The organism is Nocardiopsis sp. CC223A, assembly GCF_030766825.1.
Classification (GTDB): domain Bacteria; phylum Actinomycetota; class Actinomycetes; order Streptosporangiales; family Streptosporangiaceae; genus Nocardiopsis.
On sequence record NZ_JASFDV010000137.1, the window covers coordinates 1 to 10,512 of the forward strand.

The following is a 10,512-nucleotide window of genomic DNA, read 5'->3' on the forward strand; positions in this document are numbered from 1 at the left end:
CGTGCGGCGGCCGCCGTCACCGCGCCGCGGTGTGCGTGCGGGTGTGGGCGCGTTCGCCCTCCAGGTCGAAGATGCTGAGGATCTCCGCCTCGTGCTCTCCGTCGCTGCCGAACCAGTGCGGGATCCGCGTGTCGAACTCGGCGATCTCCCCCGGCCCCAGGTCCAGCTCGCGCTCGCCGAGCAGCAGCCGCAACCGGCCCGAAAGGACGTAGATCCACTCCGTCCCCGTGTGGGTCCTGGGCTCGGGGACCGAGAACTCCCGCGGGACGATGATCTTCCACGCGTGGGTCGTGCCCCGCCTGCGCGTGAGCGGAACGACGGTCCTGCCGTTGACCCGGCGCGGCCGCAGCCGAATGCGCGGGTCGCCGGTCTCCGGCGCGCCCACGAGGTCGTCCAGCGGCACCCGGTGGGCCCGGGCCAGGGGCAGCAGCAGTTCCAGGCTCGGCCTGCGCTGTCCCGTCTCCAGCCGCGACAGGGTGCTCTTGGACACCCCGGTGCCCGCGGCCAGCTCCGCGAGGGTGAGCCCTCGCCGTTTGCGCAGTTCCTGGAGCCGGGGCCCGACCTGGTCCAGCGCTGCGGCGATGGATTCCTCTCGCTCTCCCATGGCTCCACTCCACCACGGCGTCCCGGAATCGGCAACAAAGGTTGCCGGTTCCGGGATCGGTGGCCGACGGTCTGCCCATGGCAACTGTGCAGAGGAAGCGCCGGGGCACCGCCGTGCCGGTACTGGCGGTGTGCGTACTGTCCGCGGCGATGGGAACGAGTGCGGCGAACGTCGCCCTGCCGGAGGTGGCCGACGCCTTCGGTGCGACCTTCGGGCAGGCCCGGTGGGTGGTGCTGGCGTACCTCCTGGCGATGACGGCGGTGAGCGTGGCGGTCGGACACCTCGGCGATGTCTTCGGACGCCGCAGGGTGCTGGCGGTCGGTCTGCCGGTGTTCGCCGCGGGCGCGATCGCCGGTGCGCTCGCCCCCTCGCTGTGGGTCCTGGTGGTCGCGCGCGGTGTCCAGGGGGTGGGCGCCGCGGTGATGATGGCGCTGCCGCCGGCGATGGTCCGCGATGCCGTGCCCGCCGAGCGCACCGGAACGGTGATGGGCCTGTTGGGGACGGCCTCCGCGGCGGGCACCGCCCTGGGGCCCTCACTCGGCGGCGCCCTCATCGGCCTGTGGGACTGGACCGCGGTGTTCTGGGCGATGGCGGCCCCCGTCCCGCTCATCGCCCTCGGGCTGGGCGGTGTGCCCGGTGCGGGCGCACCGCGTCGGAACGGGCACGCCCGTGGGCGTGTCGGCGGCACCGGGGCCGCCGCACCGGGCGACGGGCCCGGTGCGGGGGCACCCCGGCGGGGCGGTGGCTCCCCCGGGCGCTTCGACGGGGTCGGGGCCGTGGTCCTCACCGGGGTCGTCGTGCTCTACACGCTCGGCGTCACCGACCCGGGCGCGCTCGGCGCCCTGCCGGTCCTGGCCCTCCTGGGCGGCGCGGCCGCGGGGCTGGTCGTGTTCGTGCTCGTCGAACGCCGTTCCGCGCACCCCCTGATCCCCGTGGGCGAGCCGGGTTCCCGGGTGCTGCTGCCCGGGGCGGCGCTGAACCTGGTCGTCGGGGCCGTCATGATGGGCACGCTCATCGTCGGCCCGTTCTACCTCGCGGGCGCCCTGGGGCTGGGCCCCGCGGCGGTCGGCGCGGTCATGGCGGCCGGGCCCGTCGCCTCCCTGTGCACCGGGGTCCTCGCGGGCCGGACCGTCGACCGCCTCGGGGCGGCGCGGACGACGGCGGCGGGTCTGGCGGTGATGGCCGCCGCGGCACTGGCCCTGGCCCTCCTCCCCGGTCCGTGGGGTCTTGCGGGGTACCTGGTCGGTGCGGTCGCGCTCGCCCCCGGGTACCAGCTGTTCATGGCCGCGAACAACACCCGGGTCATGGCCGCCGTCACCGCCGGGCGGCGCGGGGCCGCCTCCGGGGTGCTGGGCCTGTCGAGGAACCTCGGGCTCCTCACCGGGACGTCGGCGCTGGGCGCTCTCTTCGCCGCCGCCGCGGGGACCGCCGACGTCGCCACGGCGTCGCCCGAGGCCCTCACCGGGGCCGTGGCGGTGACCTTCACCATCGCCGCCTGCGGGCTCGCCGCGGCCGCCCTCACCGCGGCGGTCCCGCGGGGCGCGACGCTCCGCCGGTGACGTGCCCCGCCCGCGCCGGTGGCGGGGCGGGCGGGGCGGAACCCCTCGGACACCCGCGGTTCGAGGGCCGTGGAGCACCCCGATCCGCGACGGATGACCGATATCGACATGGTTCGACGGCATATCCGGGCGATGTTCGGGGACGTCCACCGGGTTCCGGTGCGGGACCTTGGTCTCCACTTCCGGAAGATGTGCGGACACCCCCGCGGATCGAATCGTCCGACTGTACATTCAACGCTGCGAACACACGGCAAAGGACTTCATGCGCGCACTTTCGGACACGGATTCGCCGTCCCTCCCCCACGGGGCGAACGATCTCGAAAACCCCTCCGCACACCTGCCGGCCGGGCGGCCCCACGGCGCCCCGCACGAGCGACCGCCCGCGGCGCGGGCAGGCCGCAGGAACCGGGGCCTCGTACTCGCCTGCACGTCCGCGGCCGCCGCCGCCCTGCTGCTGGGCCTGTTGGAGTCCTCCTCCCTGCACCGCGCGTTCGGTGAGCCCGATCCCGTCGGCCACTGCCTGCGCACCGACAGCGGCCACGGGCCCCCTCCGTAGCGGCCCGCCGCTCCCTTCCGCCGGACGCGGGCCGTGCCCCGGAGGGCGTCCCGCCGCTTGCAGCGGCTCTTCCGACCCGGTCAGCGGGCCGCCGGCGCGCGGTGGCCGCCCGGCGTCGGCCGACCATCGCGATGACCTCTGCAAGGGCGCGCCCACGCGAAAGTCACGCCGCCCCCGGGGGACGTGGCCGTGCCCCGCGGGTCAGCGGGGGGCCGCGGCGGCGGCCCGCACCCCGGTGCCCGCCGGGTTCCGGCGGATGGCCCACTCGGCGACGGCGAGGTTGATCACCCACCCGGCGGCCATCAGCACCGACCGGACCGTCCCGTCCGGCTGTCCCAGGAACAGCACCCAGGGCAGGTGGGTGAACACCTGGGTGCCCGCCCCCAGCCCGATCGCGTACCCGCGGATCATCCAGGCCCGGTGCCGGGGGATGTCGCGGCGCCGGACCGCCGCGAACCCCAGCAGGATCGCCGCCGCCATAGCGCTCCCGAACACCAGCCGGATCAGGGTCAGCGACACGTCCTCCCCCTCGTTCAGGGGATAGGCCAGGGACATCCACAGCCCCGTCAGCGCCGAGAGCAGCCCCAGCGGGACCAGCATCCGCCCCGAGAGGCGGTGCCAGCGGCGGCGGCGCAGCCCGGGCGCGAACTGTAGCGCTCCCAGCAGGCAGTAGGGCACCACGGCGACGATGTGCAGCACCACGGGCACCGGGTCGGCGAAGAACCGGGAGTTCTCCGGGGTGACCGGTCCGCCCGAGCCCAGGTCGCCCAGGCGCACGCCGCCCGCGATCACGGGGACGGCGCTGAGCAGGATCAGCAGAACGGGTACGGGCCACTCGCGTCGGGCGGAGGGGGTCACGACGGGTCCTTTCACTGCCGCGGCGGACACCGCGTCCACCGCCGTGACCCGATCCTGGCCGCCGGAGCGGCACCGGGGCATCGGCGCTCGGGCCGCGATCGCCTCCCCCGAAAGCCCGAGGGGCGGCTCCCCCTTTCGGCCGACGAGGACCTGCGGTCAGCGCGGCGTGCCCCCGACCCGCCCGGTCTCGTAGGCCCACATGGCGACCTCCACCCGGTTGCGGGCGCCGAGCTTGGCCATGAGGCTGGCGATGTGGGTCTTGACCGTGCTCACCGCGATGTAGGTCTCCCGGGCGATCTCGCCGTTGGTCCGGCCCCGGGCCACGGCCTCCAGGATCTGCTCCTCCCGGTCCGTGAGCGCCTCGGCGGGCTGCGCGGGAGGCCCGGCCGGGCGGCGCCCCGCGAACGCGTCGAGCAGCCGCCGGGTGACGTTGGGGGCGATGAGCGCGTCGCCCGCGGCGGCGGCCCGCACGGCCTGGGCGAGCAGGTCGGTCCCGGCGTCCTTGAGCAGGAACCCGCGGGCCCCGGCCTTGAGCGCGGCGTACACGTACTCGTCGAGGTCGAACACGGTGATGACGATCACCGCGAGGGGGTCCGCCACGTCCGGCCCGGCCAGCAGGCGCGTCGCCTCGATGCCGTCGGTGCCGGGCATGCGGATGTCGAACAGGCACACGTCGGGGCGCAGGCGGCGCGCCAGCGCGACGGCCTCCCGGCCGTCGGCGGCCTGGCCGACGACCTCGATACCCGGCTGGGCGTCGAGGATCATCGTCAGGCCGGTGCGGACGATCTCCTGGTCGTCGGCGACGACCACCCGGACGGCCCCGGGCCCGCCGCCGCTCATACCGCCCCACCTTCTTGAGTGCGCCCCGACCGTTCGCGGCGACGGGGTGGCGCGAGCGGGCCGGGTACGGCTTTCACGCCGGCCGCACGAGACGGCCCAGGTGTCATGGCCGCCCGGCCCGCCGACGGGTCGATGTGCTGTTCGCGATCCTGCGCGACCGCAGGCCCTATGAGGACCGGCCCGCGCTTCGTCCCGTGGCTCGGCTCCGGCATCAGGCCGCCGCCCCGGACCGGGGCAGGTCGGCGGTCACGGTCCAGCCCCGTCCGGCCTCGGGCGCGGCCCGGCAGGTGCCGCCGAGCAGGTCGGCCCGTTCTGCCATGCCGATGAGCCCGTAGCCGGTGGACCGCCGGGTGACGGGGTCCCCGTCGTCGCTGACCCGCAGGTGCACCGACGTGTCGTCGGCGGTGACGCGCACGTGGACGCGGGTGGCGTTGCGGGCGTGCCTGCGCGCGTTGGTGACCGCCTCCCGGGCCAGGCGGTGGACCGCGGCCGCCACCTCCGGCGGCAGGTCGTCGAGTCCGTCGTCGACCTCCACCTCCACGGCGGGTCCCGAACCCCCGGCGAGCGCGCGCAGGTCGCCCACCCGCGGTTGGGGCACCCGCGCCGCGGGGTCGGTGTCGTCCCGGCGCAGAACGCGCACCAGGGCGCGCATCTCGGTCAGGGCCCGGGCCGCCTCGGCCTCGATGACCTCCAGGGCGTCGACCGCGGCCCCGGGCCGCGTCCGCGCCACCGCCAGCCCGGCCTGGGCACGGATCGCCATCGCCGAGACGTGGTGGGCGACGGTGTCGTGCAGGTCGCGGGCGATCCGTTCGCGTTCGAGCAGCCGGGCCCGCTCGAACTCGCGCTCCCTGGCCCCGGCCCGGTACCGCAGGGCCGCGCCCAGGGCCGCGGCCGAGGACAGCACCGCGGCCCCGCCCAGCGTGTCGGCGGGGGCCCCGAACAGGACGGGGGCCACGGCCCCGGCGAGCATGACGGCCGAGCCCGCCGCGATCTCCCGGCCCGACCCCCACCGGAAGAGCGCGTAGGGCAGCAGCAGGAAGCAGGCCGTCGTGTACAGCACGGTGTCCTGTCCGCCCAGGACCGCGGTGGCCAGCCCCGAGAGGCCGAAGGTGACCGTGACCACCGCCAGCGGGCGGGTGCGGCGCAACGGCAGCAGGGCGATCAGGCCGACGGTCAGGAGCAGCGTCGGGATCCGCCAGGGCAGGTCGGGGCGTAGCACGGCCTCGACCACCGCGACGGCCGCGAGCACGCCCACGAGCGCCAGGTCCCGCCGTGCCCGCGACGGTGGGCGGGGGGGCCGGGGTTCGTCCCACAGGGAGCGGAGAAGGCCGCGCACAGGGCCAGGGTACAGCGGACTCGGCGGCCCGTGGCGGGACGGACCGCGCCGACACCACCGCACCCCTCCCACCCTGCCTCAAGATTCCTTATCCATCCCTATCAGATTGCACTTAAGGTAGCGAATGGACATTTTCACCATGTCAGAGTGAACGCAGGGAAGGAACGGGAAACGTGGACACGACCCCAGGACACCGACCGGCCCGGGAGTTGCGCGCACTGCTGCGCGCCGACCTGGTCGCGGCGATGAAGGCCCGCCGGCCCGAAGCCGTCTCCGCGCTGCGCACGGCCCTGGCCGCCATCGACAACGCCGAGGCCGTCACCGCCCCCGCGGGCACCGGGGCCGCCGGGAGCGAGCATGTCGCCGGTGCGAGCACGGGCGTCGGCTCGACCGAGGCGCCCCGCCGCGTCCTGTCCGCCGAGGAGCTCCACGGCCTGCTGCACGCCCAGGTCGCCGAGCGCCGGGCCGAGGCCGGGCGCTACACCGACCACGGCAGGCACGACGCCGCCGAGCGGCTGCGCGCCGAGGCCGACGTCCTGGCCGGCTACCTCACCGACGGGACCGGCGGAACGGTATGACCTCGGTGGGTCCGGTGACCCGGCTCCCGCCGGGACGACCCGTCGCGGTGCGCCGGGGCGGGCGCACCACCGCCGACCGGCTGGGCGGGCTCACCCTCCCGTGCGGCCGCGCAGCACCTCCACCCCGTCGCCGCTCAGCTCGTCCAGGTGCGACGACCGGCCGGTCATCACCATGATCAGAGCGAGCGTGTTCCCGGCGACCCGCGGCCCGGTCCCGGCCGCGAAGGGTCCGTCGGTGGCCTCCAGCCGCAGGTCCGCCACCCGGCTCTTGGCGACGACGACCTGGTCCGAGCCCCGGTAGTACTCGGCGACCCGCGTCAGGATGCCGACGGGCCGGTCGGCCGCGATGCCCAGCGGGCGCCGGATGTCCTCACCGTGCACGACGGCCTCGCCCAGCATGGCGATCCGGGGCAGCGGCGGCGAGGTCGTGCTCGACACCACCGCGCGGAAGCGGGCGAGGGCGTCGGCGCCGGAGGTCCCCATCTGCTCGGCCAGGCGCATCGCGACCTGGGCGTCGAAGTCGAACCGGCAGCGGACGACCCCGACGAACCACTGAAGGCCGTTGAGGCTCGCCGCGGAGGTCAGGTGCGCGAGGACCTCGCGCACCGTCAGCCCGCTGCACAGGGACGGGGTCGCCCAGTCCTCCTCGGACAGCCCGGCGAGGTCGTCGGCCAGGGCCGCACGCTCGGCGTGGACCAGCGGCCACAGGTCCTCTCCTCCTCTTCTCACGGCGATCGCCTCCCTACGGCGTCGTGGCGGGTGGATGTCCCGAGTGCCATCGGGCCCCCTCTTCGGTTCGGTGTCGGCCTGTGGTCACGGCCGATCCTCCCCCGCGCCCCCGACAGAACACCGCGCTGTGGCCGACCTGTGCGCGTTCCGCCTCCGCCACAGTGGGAATCCGGGGCTTTTCTCCGGGTATTCGGGTATTCGCCGGAGTGGGCCCGCCCCATGGCCCTGATCCCGGCCCCCGGGACCGACCACAGGAGGCACGCGCGTGGGTTACCTGCGGTTGCTGCGGCAAGGGCGCGTGGCGGCGCTGTGGGCGGCACAGCTCCTGGCCGTGGTGGGGGGCCGCCTGTACGCCCTGGCCGTGATGTGGCTGGTGTGGCAGGCCACCGGTTCGGCCTTCCTCATGGGCCTGGTCGCGGTCCTGGAGTCGATCCCCTACATCCTCGTCGGCGCCTTCGGCCGGCGGCTGACCGGCCGCCTGGCCACCTGGGGGCGGCTGGCCCTCGTGCAGCTGGCCTATGCGGCCGTCGTGGCCTCGGTGCCCCCGGCCTGGGCGCTGCTGGACACCTGGGCCCGGGTCGCCGCAACACAGCAGGCCGCCGACGTCACCGCGCACCTGCGGGTGGCCCTGCTGCTGGTCGTGGCGCTCCTGGTGGGGACGGCCTCCTCCCTCCTGGAACCACTGCTGCCCGCGCTGGCCCCCTCACTGGTCGACGGCGACCGGGTACGGCCGCTGATGGGGCTGCTGGACCTGGCCGGCCGCCTGGCCCGCATCCTGGGCCCGGGGGCCGCCGGGGCGCTGCTGCTGGTCGTGAACGAGGTCGGCTTCTACGGGGCGACCGCCGTGGGGTTCCTGGTGAGCGCGCTGGTGATCGCGGGGCTGGGCCGCGCACCCGCGCACCGGGAGCGCACGCGGGACGGCCCGGGCCACGCGTGCGGCCCCCTCCCGGCGGATCACCCCGCACCCCCGCCCCCGCCGACCCTGCGCTCCCGTCTCCCCCCGCAACCGCTGCACCCCGGTGCCACCGCCGCGGGATGGCGGATCCTGGTGCGCTCCCACCCGTCGGTGGCGGTCGCGGTGGTGCTCAACGGGGCCGGGCAGCTGGCGGGCACCGCCTCGGCCGTGGGCCTGCCGATCCTGCTCAGCACCGTCCACGAGGAGGGCCTGGGCGTCTACGGGGCGCTGACCGCGCTGGCGGCCGTGGGCGCGGTGGCGGGCAACCTGACGGTGGGCAACCTGCGCCCGCGGGGGCCGTGGCTGCCGGTGTTCTGCGCGGCCTGGGCGGTCGCCGGGCTGCTGCTGGCCGCCATGGGGCTCTCGCCCACCGTGGGGGTGCTGGCGGTGGTCATGGTCCTGTCGGGCGCGGCCACGCCGTGGGCGAGCGTCACCCTCCAGGTGTCCATCGCGGACCGCTTCCCCATGGCGGAACGGGTGGCGGTGCTGTCGGCGCACCACATGGTGGTGCGCCTGTGCGGGACGGCGGGGATGCTGGTGGTGCCGCTGCTGGTGGACGCCGACCCGCCCACGGGGCTGGCCCTGACCGGCCTGGCCCTGGTGGCGGCGGCGCTGGCCGCCGGGGTCCTGGGGCGGCGCATCCCCGAGACCGCCCCCGAGGGCTGAGGGGCCCGGGCCCGCGGCCCGGGCCCGGCGCCTACCCGGCGGGCAGGATCCGCCCGCTCACCTCGCCGAAGTGGACGAGGGACCCGTCCGGGCCGGGGGCGGTCGCCGTGATGGTGACCTCGTCCCCGTCCTCCAGGAAGGTGCGCTCGGTGCCGTCCGGCAGCCGCAGCGGTTCCCTACCGCTCCAGGTCAGCTCCAGGAGGCAGCCCCGCTGCTCCACCTCGGGGCCGCTCACCGTGCCCGAGGCGTACACGTCGCCGGTGCGCAGCGACGCCCCGTTGACGGTCATGTGGGCGAGCTGCTGCGCCGCCGTCCAGTACATCTGCGAGAACGGGGGCCGCGACACCACGTGCCCGTTGAGCCGTACCTCCAGCCGCAGGTCCAGGCCCCAGGGCCCGGTTCCGCGCAGGTACGGCAGCGGCTCGGGGTCCTGGGCCGGCTGCTCCACCCGGGCCGACTCCAGGGCGGCCAGCGGTACCACCCACGGGGAGACCGACGTGGCGAACGACTTGCCCAGGAACGGGCCCAGCGGCACGTACTCCCAGGCTTGGAGGTCGCGCGAGGACCAGTCGTTGAGCAGGAACACGCCGAAGACGTGGTCGGCGAAGCCGTCCACCGCGACCCGTTCGCCCATCGGGCTGGGGGTGCCGACCACGAAGCCCACCTCGGCCTCGATGTCCAACCGCGCCGACGGGCCGAAGACCGGGGTCGGCTCGGTGGGCGGCTTGCGCTGCCCGGTGGGGCGGACGATGTCGGTGCCCGACACCACGATGGTCCCGGAGCGGCCGTGGTACCCGATGGGCAGGTGCTTCCAGTTGGGGGTGAGCGGTGCCTGGTCGGGGCGGAAGATCCGGCCCACGTTGGTGGCGTGGTGCTCGGAGGCGTAGAAGTCGACGTAGTCGGCGACGGTGAACGGCAGGTGCAGCCGCACCGACGCCCGGTCCACCAGGTGGGGGCGCACGGCGGCCTCGTGGGCGGGGTCGGTGAGCCAGTCCGCCAGGTCGGCGCGGACCCGGTCCCACACGGGGCGGCCGGCGGCCAGCAGCGCGTCGAGGTTCGGGGCACCGAGCAGGTCGGCGTGGGGCGAGCCGACGGCGCGCGCGGCGGCGCCCAGGTCCAGGACGTGGGCGCCGATGGCGGTGCCCAGGCGGGTGGCGCCCCCGCCGTCGGTGCTGAACACCCCGTACGGCAGGGTGGCCAGGCCGAACTCGGTGTCCTGGGGCAGGTCGATCCAGCTGTCGGGCATGGGGTGTGCGCTTTCTGGGTGCGGCCCCGCGGCCGGAGCGCCGGTACCGGTCCGGCCGCGGGGGTGGTGGTTCGTCGGCGGTTCCGGCGGTTCTAGAGGTCGAGCGCCCCGAGGACGATGAGGTCCTCCAGCGGCTCGATGATGCTGCACGTGCCGAAGGAGCGGAACGCGGCCCGGACCGCGGCCGCCTCCCGGGCGGTGAGGCCCCCGGCGCGGGCGGTCAGGACCCGGCCGTCCCGTTCGGCCAGGACCTCGGCCGCCTCGGCGGCGCTCCCGCCCCGGACGAGGGTGTCGGTGGCCAGCAGCACGTTGAGGAAACCGTGCTGCTCGAACCCCTCGGCGGTGGTGTGCCGGACGGCGTGGTGCAGCCCGGCGGTGCACTTGAAGGGCACCCCGAGGTCGACGGCGGCGTACAGGTACCCGGCCAGTTCGTCCTCGGTGGGGTGGGCCTGCGCGGTGACCCCGCCGGTGCGGAACTTGGCGCGGAGCCCGGCGGAGGCGAGCGCCGCCAGGTCCGCGCGGGCCCCCTCGGGCCCGTCCTCGCGGGACACCTCCACGTAGGACTCCCCGGCCGCCCCGCCCGCC

10 protein-coding genes and 1 pseudogene are annotated in these 10,512 nt (G+C 75.8%); 4 read left to right on the top strand and 7 right to left on the bottom strand.

The genetic code is table 11. From position 1 onward, the window contains the following. Positions 1–16: 16 nt before the first annotated feature. Positions 17–604, bottom strand: a complete 588-nt coding sequence (locus QJS33_RS30365; RefSeq protein WP_306371511.1) for a helix-turn-helix domain-containing protein — start codon at positions 602–604, stop codon at positions 17–19. A gap of 77 nt (positions 605–681) precedes the next feature. On the opposite strand from QJS33_RS30365, the gene QJS33_RS30370 reads away from it, so the two are divergent. Both QJS33_RS30370 and QJS33_RS30375 read left to right on the top strand, forming a co-directional pair. Next, positions 682–2,163 (top strand): MFS transporter, encoded by a 1,482-nt coding sequence (locus QJS33_RS30370; RefSeq protein WP_306371512.1) that lies wholly within the window; start codon positions 682–684, stop codon positions 2,161–2,163. 262 nt (positions 2,164–2,425) lie between these two features. After that, complete coding sequence (locus QJS33_RS30375) at positions 2,426–2,719, top strand: hypothetical protein (protein ID WP_306371513.1); 294 nt, start codon at positions 2,426–2,428, stop codon at positions 2,717–2,719. 201 nt (positions 2,720–2,920) lie between these two features. On the opposite strand, the gene QJS33_RS30380 is transcribed toward QJS33_RS30375, so the two are convergent. The 3 genes from QJS33_RS30380 to QJS33_RS30390 form a co-directional block, all read right to left on the bottom strand. Then, entirely contained in the window at positions 2,921–3,577 is a 657-nt protein-coding gene (locus tag QJS33_RS30380) for a DUF2306 domain-containing protein (protein ID WP_306371514.1), read from the bottom strand. A gap of 156 nt (positions 3,578–3,733) precedes the next feature. After that, complete coding sequence (locus QJS33_RS30385; RefSeq protein ID WP_306371515.1) at positions 3,734–4,417, bottom strand: response regulator transcription factor; 684 nt, start codon at positions 4,415–4,417, stop codon at positions 3,734–3,736. Positions 4,418–4,628: 211 nt separating this feature from the next. Continuing rightward, positions 4,629–5,753, bottom strand: a complete 1,125-nt coding sequence (locus tag QJS33_RS30390) for a sensor histidine kinase (protein ID WP_306371516.1) — start codon at positions 5,751–5,753, stop codon at positions 4,629–4,631. Positions 5,754–5,926: 173 nt separating this feature from the next. On the opposite strand from QJS33_RS30390, the gene QJS33_RS30395 reads away from it, so the two are divergent. After that, positions 5,927–6,331, top strand: coding sequence for a GatB/YqeY domain-containing protein (locus QJS33_RS30395; RefSeq protein ID WP_306371517.1), 405 nt, complete (start codon positions 5,927–5,929; stop codon positions 6,329–6,331). Between the two features lie 90 nt (positions 6,332–6,421). Here the strand turns inward: QJS33_RS30395 and QJS33_RS30400 are convergent, their stop codons facing one another. Continuing rightward, positions 6,422–7,060, bottom strand: coding sequence for a maleylpyruvate isomerase family mycothiol-dependent enzyme (locus tag QJS33_RS30400; RefSeq protein ID WP_306371518.1), 639 nt, complete (start codon positions 7,058–7,060; stop codon positions 6,422–6,424). 265 nt (positions 7,061–7,325) lie between these two features. On the opposite strand from QJS33_RS30400, the gene QJS33_RS30405 reads away from it, so the two are divergent. After that, positions 7,326–8,681 (top strand): MFS transporter, encoded by a 1,356-nt coding sequence (locus QJS33_RS30405; RefSeq protein ID WP_306371519.1) that lies wholly within the window; start codon positions 7,326–7,328, stop codon positions 8,679–8,681. A 31-nt stretch (positions 8,682–8,712) separates the two neighbouring features. On the opposite strand, the gene fahA is transcribed toward QJS33_RS30405, so the two are convergent. Both fahA and QJS33_RS30415 read right to left on the bottom strand, forming a co-directional pair. Further along, entirely contained in the window at positions 8,713–9,927 is a 1,215-nt protein-coding gene (fahA, locus tag QJS33_RS30410) for a fumarylacetoacetase (RefSeq protein WP_306371520.1), read from the bottom strand. A 92-nt stretch (positions 9,928–10,019) separates the two neighbouring features. Next, positions 10,020–10,512, bottom strand: a pseudogene (locus QJS33_RS30415) (hypothetical protein); the annotation flags it as partial.